Origin of the sequence: Phenylobacterium sp. (assembly GCF_036501465.1) — a bacterium.
Taxonomy (GTDB): domain Bacteria; phylum Pseudomonadota; class Alphaproteobacteria; order Caulobacterales; family Caulobacteraceae; genus Phenylobacterium.
Genome location: NZ_DASYAF010000149.1, coordinates 48,062 through 72,861 on the forward strand (window position 1 = coordinate 48,062; position 24,800 = coordinate 72,861).

General features: G+C 71.6%; 12 protein-coding genes and 1 pseudogene. 5 read left to right on the top strand and 8 right to left on the bottom strand.

Translation table 11 applies throughout. From position 1 onward, the window contains the following. Positions 1 to 12: 12 nt before the first annotated feature. From VGL85_RS16815 to VGL85_RS16845, 7 genes and pseudogenes are all read right to left on the bottom strand, one after another. A complete protein-coding gene (locus VGL85_RS16815; protein WP_331590136.1) occupies positions 13 to 1,608 on the bottom strand; it encodes a carboxylesterase/lipase family protein in 1,596 nt (531 codons plus the stop codon). An 81-nt stretch (positions 1,609 to 1,689) separates the two neighbouring features. Then, positions 1,690 to 1,791: pseudogene (locus VGL85_RS22190) on the bottom strand (hypothetical protein); the annotation flags it as partial. Next, positions 1,775 to 2,902: an alpha/beta hydrolase gene (locus tag VGL85_RS16825; protein ID WP_331590137.1), complete on the bottom strand. Its 1,128-nt coding sequence runs from the start codon at positions 2,900 to 2,902 to the stop codon at positions 1,775 to 1,777. The pseudogene VGL85_RS22190 and the gene VGL85_RS16825, both read right to left, overlap by 17 nt. A gap of 5 nt (positions 2,903 to 2,907) precedes the next feature. Continuing rightward, positions 2,908 to 6,822, bottom strand: coding sequence for a hypothetical protein (locus tag VGL85_RS16830; protein WP_331590138.1), 3,915 nt, complete (start codon positions 6,820 to 6,822; stop codon positions 2,908 to 2,910). 7 nt (positions 6,823 to 6,829) lie between these two features. Continuing rightward, entirely contained in the window at positions 6,830 to 8,698 is a 1,869-nt protein-coding gene (locus VGL85_RS16835; protein ID WP_331590139.1) for a hypothetical protein, read from the bottom strand. Between the two features lie 4 nt (positions 8,699 to 8,702). Further along, on the bottom strand, positions 8,703 to 10,679 hold the full coding sequence (locus tag VGL85_RS16840) for a heme-binding protein (protein WP_331590140.1): 1,977 nt from the start codon (positions 10,677 to 10,679) through the stop codon (positions 8,703 to 8,705). Then, positions 10,676 to 12,061 carry a multiheme c-type cytochrome gene (locus VGL85_RS16845; protein WP_331590141.1) on the bottom strand — a complete coding sequence of 462 codons (1,386 nt, stop codon included), beginning with the start codon at positions 12,059 to 12,061 and terminating at the stop codon, positions 10,676 to 10,678. The genes VGL85_RS16840 and VGL85_RS16845 overlap by 4 nt, the downstream gene beginning before the upstream one ends. Before the next feature lie 197 nt (positions 12,062 to 12,258). Between VGL85_RS16845 and VGL85_RS16850 the strand changes: the two genes are divergently transcribed. From VGL85_RS16850 to VGL85_RS16870, 5 genes are all read left to right on the top strand, one after another. Further along, positions 12,259 to 13,989: a ShlB/FhaC/HecB family hemolysin secretion/activation protein gene (locus VGL85_RS16850; RefSeq protein ID WP_331590142.1), complete on the top strand. Its 1,731-nt coding sequence runs from the start codon at positions 12,259 to 12,261 to the stop codon at positions 13,987 to 13,989. A gap of 16 nt (positions 13,990 to 14,005) precedes the next feature. Next, on the top strand, positions 14,006 to 17,929 hold the full coding sequence (locus VGL85_RS16855; protein ID WP_331590143.1) for a filamentous hemagglutinin N-terminal domain-containing protein: 3,924 nt from the start codon (positions 14,006 to 14,008) through the stop codon (positions 17,927 to 17,929). Next, complete coding sequence (locus tag VGL85_RS16860) at positions 17,926 to 21,114, top strand: CHAT domain-containing protein (protein WP_331590144.1); 3,189 nt, start codon at positions 17,926 to 17,928, stop codon at positions 21,112 to 21,114. The genes VGL85_RS16855 and VGL85_RS16860 overlap by 4 nt, the downstream gene beginning before the upstream one ends. Before the next feature lie 184 nt (positions 21,115 to 21,298). Beyond that, the gene (locus VGL85_RS16865) at positions 21,299 to 22,807 is read left to right on the top strand and encodes a glycosyltransferase family 4 protein (protein ID WP_331590145.1); all 1,509 of its coding nucleotides are present in this window, start codon (positions 21,299 to 21,301) and stop codon (positions 22,805 to 22,807) included. A 118-nt stretch (positions 22,808 to 22,925) separates the two neighbouring features. Then, positions 22,926 to 23,375 (top strand): hypothetical protein, encoded by a 450-nt coding sequence (locus VGL85_RS16870; protein WP_331590146.1) that lies wholly within the window; start codon positions 22,926 to 22,928, stop codon positions 23,373 to 23,375. A gap of 3 nt (positions 23,376 to 23,378) precedes the next feature. Here VGL85_RS16870 and VGL85_RS16875 read toward each other — a convergent pair whose 3' ends face one another. Continuing rightward, entirely contained in the window at positions 23,379 to 24,716 is a 1,338-nt protein-coding gene (locus VGL85_RS16875; RefSeq protein WP_331590147.1) for a 2-hydroxycarboxylate transporter family protein, read from the bottom strand. Positions 24,717 to 24,800: the final 84 nt, after the last annotated feature.

A 24,800-nucleotide genomic window follows, 5' to 3' on the forward strand; every position in this document is an offset into this window, starting at 1 on the left:
CGCCTTCGGACCCTAGGGCTGGATCGCCGCGGTGAGGTCCATGCGGGCCTTCAGCGGGTCGGGCTGGGCCTTCGCCGTCCCGTCGCGCTGAAAGATCATCAGCTCGTCCTTCGCCGCCGAATAGCGCGGCCAGGGCGGCAGGCCCGGGCCGTTGGGGTCGCCGGTCTTGGCGAAGTTGACCCAGTAGCCGTGGGCGGTCCTGGCCACCTGGCTGTCCAGCGCGGTGGGCGAGCCGGAGTGGGTCGGCGAGACGATGCCGATGTAGATCTGGCCGTACTTGTCGAAGACGAAGGGGATTTCCGAGGCGTGCGGCGCGCCGTTGGGGGCGCGGGCGTGCAGGGCGTCGCCCACATAGTCGAAGCGGAACTCCCAGGCCGGCAGGCCCTGGGCGGCGAAGGTCCGCACGTCGAACCGCGCCGGCTCCAGCATCAGCTGGTCCATGCCGACCTTGGCGCGGGCGGCCGGGAGCGCGCCGGTCCCCTGCGGGTCGTAGGCGGCGAGCGCGGCCGCCTTCTTCGCCCCGAACGGCGCGATCAGCTCATCCATGGTCTTGGCGGCGTTGAAGCCGAGATCGGCCCCATTGGCCCCGGCGATCAGGGCGACCTTGTTCTGCCGGCCGGCGCGATAGGCCTGCTCCGGCGTCTCCACCACCAGCTTCCCGTCGGTGATCGGGCCCGAATAGATCGGGGCGTTGGCGGCGGCGGTGTACATGGTGAGGTTGCCGGTGACCTTGTCGGCCGGCAGGGCCCGAAGCTTGGCGAGCGCCGCCGCGTCGGCGCCGTCCACGCCCACCGACCTGGCGAAGGCGAGCCCTTGCGTCTCGGCCGAGGCCAGCGCGGGCGCCGGGCCCTCGGCGGTGCGTCCCCCGCCGCTCTCGACGATGGCGCGTTCGAACAGGCCCTTGGCCAGCGGCGAGGCCACCAGGGTGTGCACCGAGAAGCCGCCGGCGGATTCGCCGAAGATGGTCACCTGCCTGGGATCGCCGCCGAAAGCCGCGATGTTGCGCTGGACCCACTTCAGCGCCGCGAGCTGGTCCATGTAGCCGTAGTTGCCCTTGAGCTCGTCCGGGCGTTCGGCGGAGAGCGCCGGGAAGGCGAAGAAGCCGAAGCGGCCCAACCGATAGCTGACCGAGACGAACACCACCCCGTCGCGGGCGAAGTTGTCGCCCTGGTAGATCTCCGGCTGGGTGCCGCCGTTGACCAGGCCGCCGCCATAGAACCAGACCATCACCGGCAGCTTCTTGGGCGACACCGCGGCCGGCCGCCAGACGTTGACGTTCAGGCAGTCCTCGCCGAGGTCCGTGCCCATTCCGGGGTCGTTCCTGACGATGCCCTGCAGGCAGTCGTGGCCGAAGGCCGTGGCGGCCTTGACCCCGCTCCAGCGCGGCGCGGGCTGCGGCGGCCGCCAGCGCAGGTCGCCCACCGGCTGGGCGGCGAAGGGGATGCCCTTGAAGGACAGGACGCCGGCCTTCACCGCGCCCTGGACCTTTCCGGTGTCGATGGCGACCACCGTGGGGGCGTCTGCGGCGCGCGCGGCGTTCGTCGCAAACAAGGCGGCGGCGATCGCCAAAGTCATGGGCAGGGTGATCGGCAGCAGACGCCTCAGCATCGGACTTCCCCCTCGGTGGCGGCTCTCATACGGCCGCATCGCGCCGAGGATGCGGCTCCGACGCTGGGTAAGACAAGGCCTGTCATCCCGGACGGCCCGCAAGGCCGATCCGGGACCTCGGGCGAGTGGCAGTGCGGCCGCCCCTGGGTCCCGGCTCTCCGCTTCGCTACGGCTGGGATGACACTAGAAATTCCAGCAGGCGTTCGCCCACCGCCCCGGGCTGTTCCTGCTGCACCCAGTGGCCGGCGCCTTGGATCAGATGGCGGCCGCGGAAATCGGCGCAGGCCTCGGCTTGCATCGCCTCCAGCGCGCCCGGCGCCTGGTAGACGCCCCAGTCCTGGGCGCCGGCCACGAACAGCGCCGGGACCTCGATGCGGCGGCCTGAGAACAGCGCGGTCTCGCGGGCGTTCAGCCCGCTTGTGCCGCAGCGGTACCAGTTCAGCCCGCCCTGGAAGCCGGTGCGGGCGAATTCGCTGACGTAGACGGCCAGTTCGGCGTCCGGCAGCCAGCCGCAGGCGGCGACCTCAGCCTTCGACGGCCCGTGCGGCGCGACGGTGGCGGCCATGTCCTGGTCCAGGGCCATGACGTAGTAGGTCGGCATCCTGGCCAGGTCCTCGGCCGCCCAGCCGGCCAGCCGGAACGGGGCGTTCCCCGCCCAGTCGGCGCTCTTCACGTGGTAGTAGGCGCGCAGGAAGTCGCTGAGGCCCTGCGCGCAGCCCCGCATGTCCGCGCCGGCCTCGGGGCTCGAATAGTACCACTGGTAGAGCTTGCGCGGCGGGTCCAGGGCGGCCAGGGCCTTCAGCAGATCTGGCCCGGCGGCCGGCGGCGGCAGGGCTGGCGGCCCGGCGAAGGGGGCGCTCATCAGGGCCACGGCGCGGAAGACGTCGGGGCGGATCAGGGCGCAGTGGGCGGCGACCGGCGAGCCGAAATCGTGGCCGATCACCGCGGCCACCTCGGATCGGCCGAGCGCGGCCACCAGCGCCAGGGCGTCGCGAACCAGACTGAGCAGCCCAAACTGGCCGATGGAGGCCTCGTAGCGGGTGTCCGCCCCGGTGGTGCGGCCGTAGCCCCGCTGGTCCGGCGCGACCACATGATAGCCCGCCGCCGCCAGCGCCGGCATGACCTTGCGCCAGCTATAGGCCAGCTCCGGGAACCCGTGCAGCAACAGCACCAGGGGTCGATCGGGCGTCTCGAACCCCGCCTCCAGGACATGCATGGTGAGGCCGTTGATGGGCTCGACGTAGCGGCTGCGAAGGCCCGCCGGCAGTCCCGAAAGCGGCGGCAGGCCGGCCATGGCCGCTAGCGGCCCGCGGCCACCCAGGCGGCGAGGTCGGGGTCGTCGGTCACCCGGTAGGGGCGGTCCCAGGCGTCGAGGAAGAACCGTTCCATCTCCTTGCGGTTGAACGGCCGCGAGCCGAGGCGGCCGAACACCGCGATCTGGTCGCCCGTCTCGTCCACCGCCCGGTCGCGGTCCAGGCCCTTGGACAGCGCCAGCGCAGGCGTGCGGGTCCTGGCCCAGGCGATGAGTTCCGGCTTGGGGGCCGGCGAGAAGCCGTAGAAGTTGGGCTGGCTGGCCGGGCTGGTGAGCTGGATCACCTTCATGCCGTTCCTGCCGTCGGCCACATAGGCGAACATCGAGGCGTTGGTGGAGGCCACGATCACGTCCTCGGCGTCGTTCATCTTCCCGCCGAAATCGACCTTCTGGTAGATCGTCGGATGTTCCGGCCGCTTCACGTCGACGATGACCAGGCCATCCTTCTTGGCCGCCACATAGGCGTAGGTGCGCGCCACATAGACCCGGCGCGCATCGGCCAGCGGCACGGTCGCGCCCGCGACCAGCGCCGGCTTCTCGAAATTGGTGACGTCCACCACCTCCAGCCCGCGGGCGTCGGTGACGAACAGGTAGCGGAACTGCAGCGCGCTCGCGCGGACATCCGGCAGGTTCAGCGTCGCCACATGGCGCGGCTTCAACGGGTCGTTGAGGTCGACCACCACCAGGCCGGCGTCGGCGGCGATGTAGGCGTAGTGGCCGCCCAGCGTGATGTGCCGCGCGCCCTTCAGCAGGCCGTTCGGGTTCCAGGTCAGCGCCCGATGCAGGCTGTTGTTGCGCGGGTCGCCGTCGCTCAGGGTGTCGACGTTGACGGCGATCAGGCCTTCCTCGGCGTCGGTGACGAAGGCGTAGTGGTAGATCGGGTGGAACGCCTGTTCCTGGTTGTCCTTGCGGATCTGCGGCGTGTTGCGCCCGGGCGCGATCGACTGGTTGGTGGGCAGCGCCATGCAGGTGGCGTTCTTCGATGCGATGTGGGTGTCGTCGCCGAGCGGCGAGAAGGGCGCCGAGACGATCTTCTGCGAGACGTCCTTGTTGCCGATCTGCGAGACGTCATAGACGCGGAAGCCGCCCTTGCCCTCGGCCACATACATATATTCGCCGCGCAGCTGCAGGCAGCGGGCCGCCCCGCCGGTGCCGTGGGTGACGTTGACGATGTCTTCCGCCGCGTCGGCTTCGCCGCCCTTCAGCCCCTTGGCGAACGGCTTGCCGCGGCGCCAGGAGATCAGCTCGCGATGGTTCCGCTCGACGTGCAGCTTGTAGAAGTCGGGATAGGCGTACTTCTGCAGGTAGGAGCCGAACACCGCCTGCGGCTCGTTCCATTCGGTGACCCGCACCGCCTCGATGCCGTTGTCCAGGCCGACCCAGGCGTGCATGCCCACGAAGTTGATGGTGTTGGTGCCGAGCAGCAGCAGCTGGGCCATGATCGCGTTGTTGTCGTTCGCCGCCGAGACGTGACAGTCGTCGCAGGTCTTGGTCTCGGTCGTGCGCACCGTGTGCGCGAAGTGCGGCGCGAAGGCCTGGTTGGAGAAGCCGCTGGCCGCGATCGACGGCTGCTGGGTGTAGATCCGGTCGCGGTTGATGTTGGTCGAACTGAGGATCAGCGCCGAGGACGAGCGCACCGGGGCGATGGTGTTGCCCTTCACCGTCGAGTGGCGGCCGAGCTGGAACATGTCGTCGCGCGCCACCTGGGGATTGTAGGTGGCGTAGTTGCGGGTGACGTCGCCCTCGTACTTGTGGCTGGCGGTCTTCCAGTTGGCCTCGATCGGCAGGTGGCAGCCGCCACAGGACGTCGTCCAGGAGGTGTGGCAGGCGTAGCATTCCATCTCGCCGTCCTTGTGGGCGAGGTTCTGGGGCGCGACGCCGGGGCCCCACTGGAACGGCTTTCCGTCCTGGCTGATCTTGGCCATCAGCTTGGCGCGGGCCGCCTTGGCGTTGAAGTCGGGGCTCGAGCGGTCGACCGAGTCCTTCACCAGGTGGATCCGCCACTCCAGCTTGGGATCGATGATCGAGCGCTGCATCAAGACGCGGCGGCCGTCCTGCTCCACCCATTCGAAGCGCGGCTTGCCGTCGGGATTGCGCAGCAGCGTCAGGTCGGTGCCCTGCGGGCTGGCGGCGACGTTGGAGGTTCTGAGCGTCGGATAGGCCGAGATGGTGCCGTGGCAGTCCTTGCAGCTGATCTCCACGGCGTTGGCGACCTCGCCCATGATCAGGCCCGAGCCGTGGGCGTCCTGGGCGAAGTGGCAGTCGGCGCACTGCATGCCCTTCTCGGCGTGGATGTCCATCATGTGGACCGCCTTGCCGGACTGGCCGCCGACCGCCTCGAACTTGCCGGCCCCGGCCTTGCGCCACTTCTCCGGGTCGTCGTTGGCGACGATCTTGCCATCGGCGTCCAGCAGGTTGCCGTCGCGGTCGCGCTTGTAGACCCCGCGGAAGTCCCAGCCGTGGCCGTGGTAGTCGGCGAACTGGGTGTCGTGCAGCTTGGGGTTCAGGTCGAAGACGTTGCGCAGGAAGTCGAGGCTGGCCCACAGGCCGCGCGGGGCGGCGCCTTCCGGGTTGCGGTCCAGGACCTTGCGCATCTCGGCGGCGGTCGGATAGCGCTGCCGTTCCGGCCACATGAAGGGCGCGTCGGACTCGTAGTCCCACATGGTGTAGCCGAGGTAGGTGTTCAGGAACATGTTCGGCTGGTGCATGTGGCAGGTCATGCACTGCGAGGTCGGGATCGAGCGGGTGAAGGCGTGCTCGATCGGGTGGCCGCTCTCGGTCTTGCTGATCGTCGGGTCCTTGCTGGCCGACTGGCCGTCGCGGCCGAACTTGGCCCAGGTCAGGCCGTGCATCGGTTCGCGGTCGTTGGCGTAGACCACGTGGCAACCGGCGCAGCCGGAGGTGCGGTAGTCGCCCGGCTGGTCGTTGGTGCCCAGGAACCACATGAAGGGGTCGTTCAGGCGCGTCTTGTGGACGTTGAGCACCGGGATCGCCACGCGCAGGCCGGTGCCGGGGCCGCGGTTCGACTGGCGGATGTCGGGCCGGCCCGGCTCCTCCAGCTTCTGCGGGTCGCCGGTTTCGTCGGGGATGCCGAGCTCGGTGAACCCGGAGCCGATGGTGCGCCCGCCGCGCTCGAAGACCCGGAAGATGTCGCTGGGCGGGGTCACCTGCCAGGTGGGCAGCGGATAGAGCGTGCCGATCGCGCCCTTGGCCTTCTCGGCCGGCGTCACCGTCCCGGGCGGATCGCCCGGCGAGACCACCTTCGCCGGCTCGCCGTTGCGGGTGTAGGCCTCGCCCAGGATCCCGGTCTTGTTGGGCAGGACGCCGTTGTTGTAGAGCGCGCCCTCGAAGAACATGGCCCCGTTGGCCATCAGCGAACGCTCGGCCTTCTGGATCACGTCGAGGTGGCAGGCGCCGCAGGATTCGCGGGCGACCCGATAGTCCGAGGGGTTCACGAAGCGCACGAACTCCGGCGCCTCGCGGTTCAACAGGGTGTAGCTTTCCTTCGGCTTGGCCGAGCCCGGATAGCCCCAGGCCTTGGGATAGCGCGGCAGCACATGGGCCTTGTCGCGCAGGGTCGCGTACTCCGCCGAGGTCTTGGCCAACCCTGGCCGCGCGGTCACGGTCGCATCGCCCCCGTGGCAGTCGGCGCAGCCCAGCACCACGGCGGCGGACTTGTGCATCGACGGCGCGTCGGTCTCGGTGTGGCAGCTCTCGCAGCCGGCGCTGGCGGCGTGCGCCGCCTCCGGCGTCTCGCCCTGCCTGGCCGGCGGGGCGGTGTGATAGACGCGGGCGACCGGCTTTTCCTCATCGCCGGCGGCCAGCAGGGTCGCAGGCGCGACGACGAGGACGAGCGCCGCCAGCGCTCCCCACAGTCCGCCCTTCTTGCCCAGCCGCCCCATGCCGCCCCTAGAAGTTGAGAATCGCGTTCAGCAGCACCGAATAGTACCGGTTGTCGCCGCTGGAGTTGGTGAAGAGATCGTGGAAGCCCGAACTCGGGTCGAACACCGCCACCGAGCCGCGCAGCACCAGGTTCTGCGTCATCTTCGGACGATAGATCATCGAAACCGAATAATCCCAGCCCAGGTCGCGCGGGATGGTGCCCTCGTTGCGCAGGGTCTGCAGCACCGCGGTGTCGTCGAACCAGATGTGGTTGATGTTGGTGGTCAGCCGCAGCCTGGGCGTCACGTCGAAGTCGGCCCCGCCGCCCAGGAACACCGTCCCGGGATTGTTGAAGTTCGACTGGCCCTCGTCCTTCGACGAGCGCAGGTCGGCCAGGACGCCATTGCGCCCGTTCAGGAAGATCGCGCGGCCGCCGCCGACGAACGGGATCGACTGGCGGATCCAGTAGCTGGTGTCGGCGCCGCCGAACTGCGGGTTCTCGTAAATGGCGTCGAAGCCGGTTTCCTTGTTGTCGAACGGATTCTTGTCGCCTGAGGCCCACAGCGCCGAGCCGCGCACCCGGATCCAGTCGAAGTCGTAGGAGGGCTCGACCGCGGCGAACCAGGCGTCGATGTCGGCCGGCCGGTTGGTGAAGACCGAATTCTTGTCCTTGCCCGTGGCGTTGTAGATCGAGCCGGTCAGGTTCAGCCGGCCGATATGGCCATCGGCATTATAGCCAAGATAAACAACGTCGTAGTCGCGTGTCCTCTGATCCCCTATCAAGGCGGGACGGACCGGGAAGCCGTTGTCGTCGAAGTGGATCTGCCCGGCCTCGCGGTTCTTGTTGTAGACCACGGTCAGCTGCGAGGTGATGCCCGGGAACGGCAGGTCCTGGCGGTAGAGGTTGGCCACGAACACGTCGTCGTTGCGGATCCGCTGGGTGACGTCGTTGAGGCCGGAGTTGGTGTCCTTCTCCAGCCGCCGGAACCAGGCCAGATTATATTGCCAGCGGTTGTTGTCGCGGTCGCCGAACAGCCGGATTCCCAGTTGATTGTCCTGGAAAAGAAATCCGCGGAAGTCCGCGGAAAAAGGCTGGATTCCGACCCTGACGGAGTCGAAGTCATAGCGGTCCGATACGTTGCGCAGGTGGTAGTCGACGAAGGCTTCCTGCACGCCCACGAACTCGTCCGAGCGCCGCCCGGGATTGCTGGGGCTGATCGACAGGATCCGCTTCTCGGGGACCGAGGCGTAGTTGTAGTTGAAGTCCAGCGTCAGCCGGAACTCGATCTCCGGCGGCTTGTAGGCCGTCGAGCCCTTGGTCAGTTCCAGACCGGCGATGATGCTCTGCGATCCGGCGAAGCTGTTGGCGCGGCCGAAATTGTCGTTGCTGCCCGGCCGCGTGGTGGTCTGCGAGCCGACCGGCAGGGGGAAGCTGCGCGGCTCCAGCACCGTGTCGGAGACGCCGGTCAGGGTGAAGAACCAGTCCTGGGTCCCGGCGATCGGCCGGTCGCCCTTGATGGTGTTCTGGTCGTAGGGGTCGAACCAGCGCGAGTGGACGCCCACCGCCTCGATCACCCGCCAGCGGTCGGGGATCGGGACCTGGTCGGCGGGGAAGGCCTCCGGCGGCGGGGCCTCGATTCCCCTGGGATTGACCTGCGGCGCCTCGGCCGGCGGCAGCTGTTCGTGCTGGCCGGGCCGGCGGCGGCGCGGCGCCTCGGGCGGCGCGGCGGGCGGCGGCGCAGCCTGGGGAGCGGGCTGTGCGGCGGACGGCGACTGGTCGGCCTCTGGAGCGCCCATGGTCGCCGCCAGCAGGTCGCCAATGACGTCAGCCGCCCGCGCCCGCTGCGCGAGCGGGAGCGTCGCGATCAGGAGCGCAAAGAGGAGGCCGCCCCGCATCCCATCATTTTCCCTGGCAGACGTTCTGGTCCGAGGTGTCGAGGAAGGGTGCGAAAGGACAGTTAACGTAAAGCAACCGTTGTGCGGGCGCCGGCCCCACAATCAGTTGATCCGCGCGGATCGCGGGGTCGGCGTTGCCGATGGCGACCCGGCCCGCGGCGTTCGCCAGACCGAGGAAGGCCACCATGTCGTCCTGGTCGATGCCGTCGCCGGAAACCCCGATGCCGCCGATCAGCTTGCCGGCCCGGTAGATCGGCATCCCGCCCGGGAAGATCTGCAGGCCGTTCTGCAGCCGGTTCTGGCCGGGCGCCACGTCCGGCAGCGCGGTGCAGCGCGGCGCGGTGTCGGTGGGGCTGGCGCCGGTGACGAAGGCCAGGTGCTGGCCGATGTTGCCGATGATCAGCGCGCTCTGCAGGCCGGTGGAGAAGATGCTCCACTGGCTGATCGGGCGCGACAGCGGCCCGTTCGGCCGCCCCTGCTGGCCGTCGGGGAAGAACGGCCGCGCCAGGTTGCCGATCGAGCGCGCGCCGAACGCGGTCTTGCCGGTGAGCGCGTTGGGATCGGGGAAGAAGCTCCGCACGTTGGTGACGAAGCTCTTCACGTCGGCGCTCGGATTGCCCTGCAGGTCCGAGGCCGCATTGGGTCCCGACATGAAGGCGACCGTGCGCGCCTTCTGCACCGAGACGTCGGTGCCGAACAGCGAGGCGTCCGGCGCGCGCACCACGCCCAGGATCACGCCGCGGGTGTCGACCACCGAGATCGACATCTGGGCGACGCTGTTGGCGGGCTGGCGGATGGCGCCGCGCGCGTGCTGCATCACCTTGAAGGCTTCTTCCAGAAGGGCGGTGACCTCGGCGGCGCTGAGCGCCTGGCCCACATCGGCCCCATCGGTGCCGGCGCGCGGCGGATAGCGGTTGGCGCCCGAGCCGTCGGTGAGGATGAAGCCGCCGGGGATCGAGAACTCGGCGCTGGAGGCCTGGCGCACGCCCGAGGCTTCCTGGCCATAGACCTGGCCCGCCAGCACGGCGGTTCCGGCGTAGTAGCCGGTCACCGGGGTCAGCGCGCCCGTCCCGGCCGGCAGGGCCGAGAACGCGGTCGCCTGGGTCGGGCTCACCCTCAGGGTCGCGGTGGTGGCGTCGCTGTAGCGCAGGCTCGTGCCGCCCAGGCTCACCTTGTCGGCGGTGATGACCGCGGAGGGGGTGAAGCCGTTGGTGGCCGCCAGGGCCACGTTCTCCTCGTCGTCGTTGTCGATGTTGGAGACGTCCGGATCGAAGCCGTAGTCGCCGTCCGACATCACGCCCACGCCGCCCACCAGGGCGCCGTTCTTGTAGAGCGGGAAGCCGCCGGGATCGCCCGCCAGGCCGAGCGGCGAGCGCTTCGGCCCGATCAAGGCGCCCGCCCCGCCGGCCGGGTTGAACCGCTGGGTGAGGTCCGAGCACGGCAGGGAGGAGAACTGCACCCCGAACAGCGGGCCGCTTTCCAGGTTGGCGGAGGCCGGCGCGGGCGGGAAATGCTCCTGCACGATCATGCTGGCGGTGCGGGTGGAGAACGCCTGGGCCGAGGACGACAGATAGGCCCCGGTGATCGCCTTGGCGATGGCGGCGGCGGCGGCCGGCACCACCACGCCCTGGGCGTCGATATTGCCGCCGGGGCCCGGGCGGATGGTCGCCGTCGCCCGCGCCCCGGCCATGGAATAGACCGCCAGCACATTGCCGACCCGGTCGGTCACCGCGATCACCGCAGGCGTGTTGCGGGCCTTGGCCTCGGCGATCGCCTGGGCGAGCACCTGCTGCACATCGGCGGTTGAGAGCGAGTCGGTCCCCGGCAGGGCGTAGACGCCCGCCATGCCCGTCCCGGTCCCGGTGGTCGGCGGCGGCGTGGGGGTGGTGGTCTGCGAACCGCCGCCGCCTCCGCCGCCACAAGCCGCCAGGGCCAGGGCCGCGGCGATCGCGAGCGCCGTTCCGAAGGGTCCACGCTTCACTTCAATCCCCGTACTTTCTCGGCCACCTGCGCCAGGGCCGCGCGCGCCTCGGCCGGGCGGAAGGCGTTGGGATCGCGCACCGTCTGATAGGCGCGGTCCAGGTCGGGCTTCACCCTGGCGTAGGCCGCCCGCTCGATGGCGCCATCGGCCACCAGGGCGTTCAGCAGGGTGTCGGCGGCCATCACCGCCTGGGTCGCGCCGGAGAAGTCGGTGTAACGGCGCGCGCCCTCGCCGCCCAGCAGGTCCTGGAAGATCGCCAGGGTCTCGGCGCGGCTGAAGCTCTTGGCGGCGAAGGCGTCGGCGAGCTGGTGGCAGGTGGCGGCCAGGGTCGCGGCTCGCTGCGGCGCGAGCGCGCCGTTCTTGGCCAGGGCCTCGTGGAAGGCGCGGCTCTCGGCCTCGAAGCGCCCGGCCAGCGCCGGCGCCGCCACCTTCGCCGCCGCCGACAGCATGATCATGTTCTCGTCGTTGAACGGCGGCTGGCCGACCGGGATCGGCCGGCCCGGGTTGGCCTCGGACGCCGGGCGCCACCTGGGATCGTTCGAGGCCATGGTCCGGTGGCAGCTCTGGCAGTCGAAGAAGCTGAATTCCGGGAAGGCCCCGCCCGGCGCGCGCGGCCCATAGAGGGTCAGCATGCGGTCGAGCGCCATGGCCTGGCCCACCGCCCAGGTCTTCACCCCGCCCGGGACCTGCTTGTGGCGCGAGGCGTAGTCGGCGTCGAAGTCGTAGTGCTTCTGCAGGCTGGAGAAGAGGTCGAGCTCGAAGCTGAGCTGCGGGTGGCCGGCGGCCATGATCTGGTGGGTGACGAACTGATCCTTCTCGGCGCTGCCGAAGTGGCAGTTCAGGCACTTGGCGGCGCGCGCCTTAGGCTCGTCCAGGGCGACCATGCCGCGCGCGATGTTGGCCGCGTGGGTGGCGCCCACCGCGTAGTGGCTGGCGATCCAGCCGCCGGAGCCGCCGTGGCAGGCCTCGCAGCCCACGCCGTCGGAGATCTGGAAGCGCGCGCCGCGTTCGCCGGCCGGGGCCGGATCGGCGTGGCAGGCCAGGCAGGCCGGCGCCTTCTCGGCGGGCCCGATCCCCAGCTTCTGGGCGATGGCCTCGCCGCGCGCGGTGGTCAGCACCCGCCAGGCGCGGCTGTGGGCGCCGGCCTCGCTGTGCGGGTCCTGCCAGGTGATCAGCTCGTTCTGGCGGACGGTCAGCCCGCTGGGCGCCGGGCGGCTGTGGCAGGACGAGCCGGAACAGGTGGCGACGCCCTCATGAACGCCGGTCCGTCCGCCCACCGGCGGCTCGCCCTTCGGCGCCTGGGCCTGTGCGGCCATGGCCAGGCCCAGCGCCGCCGCCAGGCCCACAAAGCCGATCCATCCGGTTGCGCGTCCCCGCCCCATCGGCGCTCCAGCGATGCCCCAAGGCCGGGAATCCTATGCCCGGCCCGTGACCTTTGGTAGCAGCATTGGAGCCCGCCATGAAGACCCGAACGGACGACGTAAAATTTCCGCCTAGGGTCTGATTCACCTCATAAAACCGTTGCCAAACCTTGTGATCCGAAGCATTTAAACGCGGTTGGATTGGGGGAGGCCTACGCATGGGGGCGCCTCGCGTAGGCCTCCGAACGCGCGCGCTTGCAGCGTTTGCAACGACAGTTCTAGCGCCGGCCAGCGCCTGGGCGCAGACCACCGCGCCTGCCCAGGCCGCCGCCGCGGCGCCCGGCCTCTCCGCCCCGGAACTCAACCCCGCCGCCCGGGTCCCCAGGCTGCAGCGGCAGGAGACCGACGTCTTCGCGCCCGAGCCGCCCGGGCCCTGCCCGCTGGCCGATTCGCCCGTCGAGGTGACCCTGGGATCGGTGGCCTTCCGCGGCTCCACGGCGCTCAAGGACCAGGACTTCGCCGCCGCCTATCAGCCGTTCATCGGCAAGCCGCAGAAGGTCGGGGTGATCTGCCAAATCCGCGACCGCGCGGCGCGGCTGCTGTTCGACCGCGGGATCCTGGCGCGGGTGGAGATCCCCGAGCAGCGGATCGCCGGCGGCGCGCTGGTCCTGGAGGTCATCGAGGCGCACGTGGTCAATGTGCGGGTGCGCGGCGACATCGGCCCGGCCCAGGCGGCCGTCGAGCGCTATGTCGAGAAGCTGCGCGGGATGAAGCCGTTCGACATGAAGAAGGCCCAGCGCTACCTGCTGCTGGCTTCCGACATCCCGGGCGTGCGCATCCGCGCGGCGATCCGGCCCTCGGCCAACCCGGAACCCGGCGCGGTCGACATCGACGTCACGGTGAGCCGCACGCCGTTCACCGCGGTCGGCAACGCCCAGAACCTGGGCTCGCGGACCGTGGGCCGCTGGGGCGGGCTGGTGCGCGGCGACGCGCGCAGCTTCACGCCGTTCGGCGAGGATACCGCGCTCACCGCCTTCCATACCCTGGATTCCAACGAGCAATGGGTGGTGCAGCTGCAGGAGGCCGCGCGCATCGGCGGCGACGGCTGGATCGTGCGCGGCTCGGCGGTCTATGGCGAGACCCGGCCGGGCGACGTCCTGAAGCCCCTGGACCTGAAGAGCATCTCGACGGTGGGCGAGGTCGAAGCCGCCTATCCGCTGATCCGCCGCCGGCGGCTGGACCTCAACCTCGCCGGCGGCCTGGACGTCATCAACCAGGAGACCGACATCGCCGGCGGCGGCAAGCTCACCGAGGACAAGGCGCGGGTGCTGTACCTGCGGCTGGACGGGGACGCGCGCAGCTTCGCCTTCGATCGGCCGGTTTCGGTGAACTGGGCGCTGTCGCTGCGCAAGGGCCTGTCCGGCCTGGGCGCGAGCGAGGCGGGCTCGGCGCTGCTGACCCACGGCTTCGCGGTTCCAGACGCCTGGCTGGTGCGCGGGGCCGGCGGGCTCGATGCGCCGCTGTTCGGCCCGATCAGCGCCAGCCTGCGCGCCCAGGCGCAATATTCCGACAAGCCGCTGATGCCCTACGAACAGATCTCGCTGGGCGACCTTTCCGTGGGCCGCGGCTACGACCCGGCCGCGGTGCTGGGCGACACCGGGGCTGCGGCCTCGCTGGACCTGCGCTACGCCGCCATCGAGCTCAGCTCCAAGGTCCAGGCCTCGCCCTTCGTCTTTTACGACCAGGGCTACGTACACAACAACGACACGGCGCTGTCCGGCCTGGCGGCCAGCCGAACCCTGCGGTCCTTTGGCGCGGGGCTCACGCTGCGGCTGGCCAACCGCGCCAACCTTGAGTTCACCTACGCGCGTCCGATCGACAGCGTGTCGCCCGGCGGCCCGCGGCCGGCGCCGCGCCTGCTGGTCAACCTGACCGCGAGCTTCTTCTAGCGGGTGAGATGACGGAATGAGCCTTGTGGTCGACCCTCGCCGCCCTGACCGCCCCGCCCGCGGGGCCGTGCGGGGCCGTGGCGAGCTGTTCGGCCGCACCGCGCTCTGCGGCGCCCTGCTGGGCCTGGCCGTCGCCGGCCCCGCGCTGGCGCTTCCCGTGTTGGGCGGCGCTCCGCAGGTCAACGCCGGCGGCGCTCCGCCGGTGATCGCCAGCCTCCCGGGCGAGACCGACGTCGCCCTGCACGCGCCGCGCACCGTCATCGACTGGACGACCTACAACGTCGGCGCCGGCGAGAAGGTCGCCTACACCTTCGACACCCGCAACTGGATCGTGCTGAACCGGATCAACGACAGCAAGGTCCCGGAGGTCGACGGGACCATCACCGGCACGGTGAACGGCGCCTTCGGCGGCAACATCTGGTTCGCCGCCAAGAACGGCATGATCTTCGGCAACGGCGCCAAGGTGGACGCCGGCGGCATCCTGGTGAGCGCCGCCGCGCCCGAGATCACCTCCTTCCTCGATCCCGCCAACACCACCTTCAGCTTCCCGGGCTCGGAGCTGCTGGACGTGCCCGCGGTGGGCATGACGACCGGCTCGTCGATCACCGGCCACGGCGGCCTGGTGGCCCTGATCGCGCCGGAAGTGGTGACCCAGGCGGGGACCAGCGTCACCGGCCAGAACGGCTCGAGCGTCCTCTATGGCGCGGCCGTCGGCTACACGCTGCGGCTGGCCCAGAACGCGCCCGGCGACTTCGACCTGGTCGACTTCATCATCACCAACCCGAGCAATTCCTCGGTGCTGATGGACCTGCAGAACGCCACCAGCGCCAATTCGGTGTTCGTGGCCGCGGTCAGCAGCAGCTCGGCCTCCAGCGCGGTGATCAACCTGGGCGGCGTGGTCACCGCGACGGCGGCGACGACGGATGGCGGGGACATCATCCTGTCGGGCGGCGGCGGGATCTCGGGCCGGCAGATCGGCGCCAACGCCGGCGGCATCCCCACCGACATCTACCTCACCACCGCCACGGCCTCGCGCGACCTGCTGCTGCAGACCTCGGGCCAGGTGATCGGCCAGCCCTATCAGCGGCCCCCGCCGCCGCCCACCACGCTCGGCCCGCCGCCCGTGCTGCCGCCGCCCTGCAACGGCAACGGCTGCGAGACGCTGGGCGGCAGCCCGTTCGGCGGCCTGAGCGGGCCGCTGTCCGGCGGGCCCGAGACCCTGACCGGGTCGCGCACCGACGCTGCCGATCCCAGCCAGGTCTCGGTGCTGACGGCGACGCGCGACATCATCCTGAAGGGTTCGCAGGCCATCGCCCTGGGCACGGCCAACGCCGGGCGCGACTTCATCGCCGACGGCGCCGCCCTGCAGGCCAATTCGCTGACCGTGGCGCGCACCACCTCGCTGAAGTCGGAGACCGGCGACATCGACGTCGGCGCGCTGAACCTGTCCGGGGCCGGGGCGATCAACGCGGCCGGCTCGGTGCTGATCGACAGCGCCAGCCTTTCGGGCGGCTCGGCCGCGCCGCTGAGCGTGGCGGCGGTCGGCAACCTCGGCTTCGGCGACGGGACCGGCTCGGCTTCGGGCGGGGTGATCACCCTTTCGGCCGGCGGGTCGGTGGCGGTGAACCTGGCTTCGGCGACCATAGACTCGGTGACGGCGGGTGCGAGCGCCAGCGTCCAGGCCAATACGTTGACCCTGAACCGGGTCAGCGGCGGCCAGGTGCTGGTCAGCGGCGGGACGATCAACCTCGGCCAGGCGACCAGCCGCGGCGATCTCTATGTGGCCGGCACGGGCAATACGACCGTCGGCCAGGCGAGCGCCGGCGACGACGTCTTTGTGCTGTCGAGCGGCGGGACGGCCTCGCTGACCAACGCCACCCTGACCGGCCAGGGAACCGACACCGTGGGCTTCGACTTCGTGGGCAACCCCGACGCCGCGAACAACGGCCGGGTGGTCTCGGTCACCTCCACCAACGGCAGCGCCATGCTGGGCCTGGGGACCGGCGCGGTGACGGGCGCGACCGCCGTCAATGTGGCCGCGGGGCTCGACGCGGTGGTGCAGCTTCCGACCTCGGCGCCCGGCGCGCTTACCGTTTCCGCCGGCCGCGACGCGACGCTGTCGGCCCCGACCGTCACCCTCAACGCGGTCAGCGCCGGCCGCGACGTCACCCTGATGACCACCGTGGGCGACTTCACCAGCACCAGCCCGCTGGTCGCCACGCGCAACCTTTCCATCGGGGCGGCGGGGAACCTGCGGGTGGGCGACATCACCGCGCGGTCCGGCTCCATCGCCCTCAGCGGCGCCAGCGTCACCGCCGGCGCCCTGGCCGCGGGCCAGGACCTGACCCTGCAGGCCCTGCACGGCGGGGTGCAGATCACGAGCTTCAGCGCCGGCCGCGACCTGATCCTGCAGGGCTCGACGCTTTCGCTGGGCCAGCAGCTCGCGCCGATCGGCCGCGACCTGTCGATCACCACGCCCGGCGACTTCACCGACAACATCAATGTGGCGGCCGGGCGCAACGTCACCCTGAACGTCGGCGGCGTCCTGACCGTCCAGACCCTGAGCGCGCCCGGCGCCATCGACATCGTCGCCGGCGACATCAACCTCGGCGGGACGCTGAGCGCGGCCACTGTGCAGATCGAGTCGGCCAGCGGGGCCCTGCGGGTCGGCGGGTCGGCGGCCGACGGCGCGCCGGCCTCCGGCCTGTGGCTCGACAACGCCGAGTTCGGCCGCATCCGGGCCACCGGCGCGGTGAGCCTCTACGCCGGCCAGGCCAACGGAACCCAGCGCGGCGACCTGACGGTGCTGCAGCTCGACATCAGCCCGGCCGCGACGCCCACCGTCGACTTCCTGGCGGGCGGCGGCCACAACGCCCTGATCCAGGGCGCCGTCGCGCCCACCGCCTCCGGCGCGGTGGTGCAGGTCGGCGACCCGGCGAACGCCGCCTGGCAGCCGACGCAGATCCTACTCTCCGGCTCGTTGGGCGCGGCGCTCTATGCGAACGGCGACTATTCCAACGTCCGCGCCTTCAACCACGTGCGGCTGTTCGCGACCCAGGACATCATCATGGGATCGCAGCGGTTCATCGGCCTGATCGAGCAGGCGCCGCTCAGCGGCATCTCGATCGGCAAGAACCAGCCCACCGGGGTGATCGCCACGCCGTCCGAGCAGAACCATGTGCTGGTGGCGGCCGGCGACCTGGAAGTCTCTTCCCAGCGAGAGGTGGTGGCGCAGAACACCGCCGCCACGCCGGACGTCTCGGTGGGCCTGTTCCTGACCGGCGCCAGCCGACCGAACCTGGTGATCGATCCGCCGCAGCTGGTGGACGTCTACGGCGCCTTCACCGACCCCAGCGGCCAGGTGGTGTCGAGCTTCGCGGCCGGCACCGGCCTGGCCTTCTCGGTGGTGGATTCGACGGGCGCCCCGACCAGCCCGCCGCTGGGCGCGATCTATCGCTTCAACAGCTGCGCGGTGGGCACCAGCCAGTGCTCGGCGGCGGGCGGCGCCACCGGCAGCCTGCAGCAGCAGACGCCCTTCCAGCCCAACGGCTGGGGGCCGCCGGGCGGCAGCGACGGGGTCTCGAGCCCCTTGGGCGGCGGCGACCAGTTCGCCGACGACGAGGGCGACCAGAACGGCGCCGACGCCGCCCTGGCCTCGCAGAACGCCGCGAGCGCCGGGGCGGCCAGCGCCGCGGCCCAGAGCGACGCGGCCCAGAGCGACGCGGCCCAGAGCGCCGCGGCCCAGCGGGCGGCCGCCCCGCCGCTGCTCGCCGCCAGTCCCGGCGACCCCGACGCCGCCCTGGCCGAACCGGTCACCACCGGCGCCGGCAGCGAGGAGATCTGGCGCGGCCGCGCGGTGGCTCCGCAAACCCCTGCCGCCAAGGCCGCCCCGAACGGCGGCGCCCCGAGCGACACCGGAAAACCGGGGGCCAAGCCATGAGCCGCCTGCCCATCCGCCTGGCGACGATGCTCGGCGCCGCGGCCCTGGCCGCCGCGACCTCTGCGATCTGGGCCGGCGGCGCCCAGGCCCAGACCCGCGCCGACCTGATCCCCCTGGGCCGCAGCGGCGCCAGCGGCGCGGTCTGCGAAGCGGTGCGCAACTACGACGACGCCCTGGTGCAGGCCGCCGGCCGGCGCGGCTGGGACATCCATTGCCGCGGCTGGGACGTGAACCTCGGCCACATCTACGTGCTGCCGAACGGCGAGGCCGAGAAGGCCTGGGGCCAGGCGCTGGCCGGCCGGGCGACCTGCGTCGAGCCGAAGGCCGAGGCGATCGCCGGCTTGGGCGCCGTGCAGCGGCGCGCCTGCCACGCGGCCGGCTCCAACGCCACCTATGTGGCCTATGGCGCCAAGAAGGGCTCCGGCCAGATCGTCGCCGAGGGCGCGAGCCAGATCGCCGACGTGCTGGAGACCGGGCTGAAGGTGGTCTCCGGCGCCGCCAAGCCGCCAGCCAGCGCCGAGGTGCAGACCTCCGCGGCCAGCGCCGAGATCGCCGCCGACTTCGGCGGCAGCGCCGGGGGCCTGGCCCGCGCCCAGCAGGCCGCAGCGTCCGACCCGGCGCGCCTGCGCGCCCGCGCCTACGTCCAGAACAACGAATGGCGCTTCGAGCAGGCCGAGACCGACTTCCAGGCCCTGGTCGCCGACGCCCAAGGTCGCAACGCTCCCTCGCGCGAGCAGGGTGAGGCGATGCTCAACCTGGCGCTCAACATCTCCAACAACGGCCGCTTCGCCGAGGCCGACCGCCTGTTCGCCGAGGCCCAGGCCCAGGTCGACCTGGCGAACGATCCGCTGCTGTCGGCCCGGGCGGACGGCTACCGCGCGCTGCACCTGCGCAACCAGGGCAAGTTCGACCAGGCGATCGCCGCCGCGCGCGCCGCCATCCAGGCCGAGCAGCGCGCCCGCGTGGCCCGCGGCATCACCGACAAGGGCCCCACCGTCACCAGGACCGCCACCGGCGACGTGGCGATCGGCGGCGATCTGGCGCGGGCGCTGAACACCCGCTCCGGCCCCGGCGCGCTCAGCGGCGCCACGGTCCCTCTCAGCGACGAGCTGCTGATCCAGGACGCGCAGTCCTATGAGGTGATCGGCTCCAGCCTCGCCGCCCAGGGCGACGCCGCCGGCGCCCGTGAGCCCCTGGCCCAGGCCAGCCGGCTGCTGGCGGCCAGCGAGGCCGACGGCGCGCTCAACGTCTGGCTCCGCTCGCGGGTGGAGGCCGACCTGGCCGAGCTCGACCTCGACGCCGGCCGGCCGGCCCAGGCCGCCGATCGTTTCGCGACCTCGATCCAGATCCTGCGCGTCCGCCACGCCGGCACCGCCGCCGAGGGCGGCCTGCTGCTACAGCTCGGCCAGGCGCAGATGGCCGCCGGCCGCGACGACGCGGCGCTGGAAAGCTTCGGCCGCGCCTTCGCCTTGTTCCAGAGCCAGCGCGGCTCGCTGGGCGCCTCGGCCGACGCGTCGGCGCCCTACTTCGACCTGCTGCTCAAGAAGATCGACGCCGACCCGGCCCACGCCGACGACTACAAGGCCCGCTTCTTCGCGGCCTCCGAGACCGTGGTCTCCAACGCGACGGCCCAGACCGTCTCCAAGCTGGCCGCCCGGGTGGCCTCCGGCGACGGGGCGATCACCGGCCTGGTCCGCGGCCTCGACGACACCAAGCGCGAGCTGCGCGCCACCGAGGCGCGGATCGCCAACCTGCAGGCCCAGGGCGGCTATGCGGGCGAGGCGAAGACCGCGCTCGACGCCCAGCTCAAGAGCCTGCAGCAGCAGTCCGACACCCTGGAGGCGCAGCTGCTGGCGGCCAATCCGCGCTACGCCCAGCTGGTCGCCGCCACCGCCGCCCTGCCCGACCTGCAGAAGGCGCTGCGCCATGACGAGGCCTATCTGAAGGTCATCCTGCTGGGCGGCCGCGGCTATGGCATGGTGGTCACCCCAACCGCCGCCAGGCCCTACCGGATCGCGCTGTCGCGCGCCCAGGCCGCCTCGGACGTCCGGGCCATCCGCGCGCCCTTCGAGGCCGAGGGCGGGCTGCCGGCCTTCGACGTCGCCAGGTCCTACGCCCTGTTCCAGAAGCTCGCCGGCCCGGCCAAGGCCGAGATCGCCGCCGCCAGGCACCTGATCTACGAGCCGGACGGCGCGCTGATCGCCCTGCCGGTGGCGACCCTGGTGATGGACGACCCCGCCGCGATCCTGGCCGCCACGCCGGCCGGCAAGGAGGTCGATTACCGGAAGGTGACCTGGCTGGGCGCCAGGCTCGATTCCTCGCTGGTGCTTTCGGCGCCCAGTTTCCTGCAGTCGCGGGCCTTCAGCCCCTCACGGGCCCGGCAGGCGTTCCTGGCCTTCGCCGACCCGGCCAGCGCCAAATCCGACCCACGGGCCTTCTCATCGGTGCTGAAGCGCTCGGCCAATGTGGTCGGCGCCGGGGCCTCGGCCGCCAACATCTGCGAGGGCACGCGCCAGGCGCTGCTGCGCCTGCCCGAACTGCCCGACACCGCCGAGGAGGTGCGCAAGGTGGGCGCGACGCTCAGCGCCAATCCCAACGAGATCGTCATCGGCAAGACCTTCACCGACGAGGCCGTGCGCAACCGGCGCGACCTCAACGACTACAAGGTGGTCTATTTCGCCACCCACGGCCTGTTGCCGCAGCCCTCGGCCTGCCTTCCGGAGCCGGCGCTGGTCACCTCGGTGGGCGCGGGCGCCGATTCCGACGGCCTGCTGGACGCCAGCGAAATCCTCGACCTCAAGCTCGACGCCGACCTGGTGGTGCTGTCGGCCTGCGACACCGGCGGCGCGGGCTCCGACGCCGCCGACCTCACCGGCCTGCAGGGCGGCGGCGAGGCGCTGGGCGGCCTGACGCGGGCGGTGATCTACGCCGGCGGCCGCGCCCTGGTGGTCAGCCACTGGTCGGTGGACTCGGCGGCGACCGTGCGGCTGATGACCGGGCTGTTCTCATCGCGGGCGCCCAGCGAGGCTGAGGCCCTGCAGCAGGCGCAGGCCGTGCTGCAGAAGAGCGCCGAGTGGTCGCATCCCTACTTCTGGGCGCCCTTCACCATCGTGGGCGACGGCGCGCGCGCCATGCCCACCGCCAGCGCACAAGCCGCGAGCCGGCCCACCGCCGGCGCGCACTGACGGGCGGCCAGCCATCGCCGCGCCACGCCCCGCCAGCGCCGCGATCCATTTCGATCGCGAGCCCTATGACGCCGCCTTCCCGCGCCCGCTGGGCCGCCATTCGGCCGGCGAGGGCTTCCTGCGCGGCTTCCTGGCCCATGCGGACGCCGAGGCCTTCCACCTCTGGAACGTCCGCGACCGGCCGGTGGAGGATTTCGAGCCCCTGCTGCAACGGCTGGGGCCGCCCGCCAGGCCGATCCGCTGGATCGAGGCCGCCGACCGCACGGCCCTGACCGTTCCGGGCGCGGTCCATATCCCGACGCCGGAGCTGCAGCGCGAGGCCTGGGCGCGGCGGGTGGTCGGCGCCACGGGCTATTCGATCACCGGCGTCACCCACACCATCGCCGAGACCTACATCATGGGCGAGATCGCCGCCCTGCTCACCGCCCCGCTCGAGCCCTGGGACGCCCTGGTCTGCACCTCGCTCGCCGTGCAGAAAGCGGTGCAGGTCCAGCTCGACGCCGTCGCGCGCCACCTCACCGAGCGTTTCGGCGCGGCCCGGATGCCGACGGCCCAGCTCGCCACCATCCCGCTCGGCGTCCACACCACCGACTTCGCCTTCGACGCCGGCGCGCGGGCGCGCTGGCGCGAGGCGCTGGACGTGCCGCCCGACGCCGCGGCCGCGCTCTACTTCGGCCGCTTCAGCATCGCCACCAAGATGAACCCCGCGCCCATGGGCCTGGCCCTGCAGGAGGCCGCGCGGCGGCTCGGCAAGCCGGTCTACTGGATCCTGTTCGGCGGCGGCCAGCAGCCCGAGGAGGACCAGGCGTTCCGCGACGCCGCGGCCGCCTTCTGCCCGGACGTGATCCTGCGCTTCGTGGACGAGATCGACCCCAAGGCCCACGGGCCGATCTGGTCGGCGGGCGACGTCTTCATCTCCTTTTCCGACAATGTGCAGGAGAGCTTCGGCCTGACCGTGCCGGAGGCGATGGCGGCGGGCCTGCCGTGCGTGGTCAGCGACTGGGACGGCTATCGCGGGAGCCTGCGCCACGGGACCGACGGCTTCCTCATCCGCACCACGACGCCGCGGCCGGGGCTGGGCGCGGACCTCGCCTTCCGCTACCTGCACGGCCTGTCGAGCTACGAGCACTATTTCGTCGCCCAGTCGCAATTCACCGCCGTCGATGTCGAACAGGCGGCGGGCGCGCTTGCCGAGCTGTTCGCCAACCCGGATCTGCGGGCGCGGATGGGCCACGCCGCCGCCGAGCGGGCGAAGAGCGTGTTCGACTGGCGCGTGGTGATCGGCCAGCACCAGGTGCTGTGGAGCGAGCTCGAGCGGCGGCGCAAGGCCGCGCCGGTCCAGGCGCCCACCGCGGCCGGCGACAATCCCTGGGGCCTCGATCCCTTCGCGATGTTCGCCGCCTATCCCAGCCACACCCTGGCGCACACCGACACGGCGCAGCTGCGCCGGGCGGTCTCCGCGCAGGATCTGGCCGCGCTGATGGCCGCGCCCTCGGTCCGCGGCGCGGAAGACCGGCTGCCAACGCCGGCGCAGGCCCGCGCGCTGGTCGCGGCCCTGTCCTACGACCGCCCGGCCGCCGTCGGCGCCCTGCTGGCGAGTTTCCCGCCGGAACAGCGGCCGATCCTCGAACGCGGCCTGGTCTGGCTGGCCAAATACGGGATCGTCAGGTTCTCGGGCTCGCCCCTGCGATAGGGCCGCTGCGTCTTAACCACGCATGCACCCAAAGCCCCTCACGCCGCGTAGTATGTGATAAGATCAGACAACAAATCCCGCCCCTCTCGCAGGGGCGGTTGCACGAGGGGTTTTCGGGATGCGGCGCATTCTTCTTGGCATGCTTTTGGCCGCGGGTTTCGCCGGGGCGGCGAACGCCAGCGACTATATCGTGGTGAATTCCACGGACCCGGGCATCAAGCGCGGCATGGCGCTGGACGCCGGCATGCATGTGGCCGTGGCGGCCGGCAAGACCCTGACCGTGATGCGCGCCACCGGCGAGGTCACCACTCTGAAGGCCGGCCCCGGCGGGGTGACGGTTCCCGCCGGCCGGATGGCCGCCGCCGACAGCGCCCGGTTCGACAGCCTGAAGGCCCTGGTCGAGCCGCCGCCGGCCGGCCGCACCTTCGGGGCGCGGCGCGGCGGCTTCTGCCCGCCGGCCGAGAGCGCCCAGACCCTGGACGACATCCTGCGGCTGGCCGACCAGGCCGGCTGCAAGGCCGAGGCGCGCCAGGCGCTCGACGCCTACGTCGCTAAGCAGGGCAAATAAGGCTCAGCCTGCGCCCAGCCGCACGAAGGCGATCAGCGTCAGGGTCACCATGATCGCGCCGCCGATGCGGGTGGCGATCTGGGCGAAGGGCATCAGCTGCATGCGGCCCGCCGCCGTCAGGATCGCCACGTCGCCGGTGCCGCCCTGGCCGGAGTGGCAGGCGGTGACGATGGCGGCGTCCACCGGATAGAGCCCCACCAAGCGGCCGACCGCGAAGCCCGTTCCGATCAGGGTCGAAACCGTCGCGGCGATGGTCAACAGGGTGGGCAGGTTGAAGGCCGCGACCAGGCTCTCCCACGGCGTCTTGGCCACCCCGATGGCGAACAGCAGAGGATAGGTCACCGCGGTGGAGAAGAACTTGAAGTTGGCGAAGGCGCCGCGCTCCAACCGGGGCGACGCGCCCTGGGTGAACTTCAGCACGACGGCCAGGGCCAGCATCACCACCGGCCCGGGCCACTTCCAGAGCTTCTGGGTGAGCGCGCCGATCAGGTAGAGGGTCACCGCCAGGATCAGCGCCGCCGCCACGTCCTGGGCCGAGACGCCGGGCCGCGCCGCCTCGGGCTCGGCAGGCTCGTCGCTCGCCGCCGCCAAGGCCGGATCGTCCGCCTCGCCCGGCTGCAGCCGGCCCTCGCCGGTCAGCGCCGGATAGCGCTTGCCCAGCGCATTCAGCCCGCCGGCCAGCAGGATCGCGGTCAGGCTGCCCAGCATGACCGCCGGCAGCACCTGGGCCAGCAGCACGCCCTGCGGCTGGCCGCTCGCCTGGGCGTAGCCGATGGTCAGGGGGATCGCGCCCTCGCCCACCCCGCCGGCCATGATCGGGGCCACCACCATGAAGAAGCTGTGCTTCAGCCCCAGGCCCAGCGCCGTCCCCACCGCGCAGCCCACGGCGGTGGCGGCGATCGAACCGGCCGCCAGGGGCGCGAAGATCTTCAGGAACCCGGCCACCAGCACGCGGCGGTCCATGCCCAGGATCGAGCCCACGATGATCGCGGCGATGAACAGGTAGAGGAAGTTGGACTGGTCGGTGAAGGCGGTGATCGACTTCACCAGGCTCGTGGGCAGGAGGTGAGCGTAGACCAGGTACGAGGGCAGGAAGGTCGCCAGGATCGCCGCCAGGCCCAGGGTCTTCAGGCCGGGGACGCGCTTGCCGATCTCGGCGCAGGCGAAGCCGCCCAGCCCAAGCACCAGGATGCTCATCAGGATGTCGGACGGCGGGCCGCCGAGGCCTACGAAGGCCGCCGCCACGCCCAGCCCCACCAGCCCCACCGGCAGGGGCACGATCCCCATCCGCAGGTCCATGATCCGCCACCAGGCGGCGACGCGCGGCGACGGCTCCGACATCCGACTCCCCCTTGTTGCGACAAGCTTGCCTGCCGGCCCGGCCGCGCGCCACCCCCGCGATCCCTATGCAAGCGCGGTGTCCGC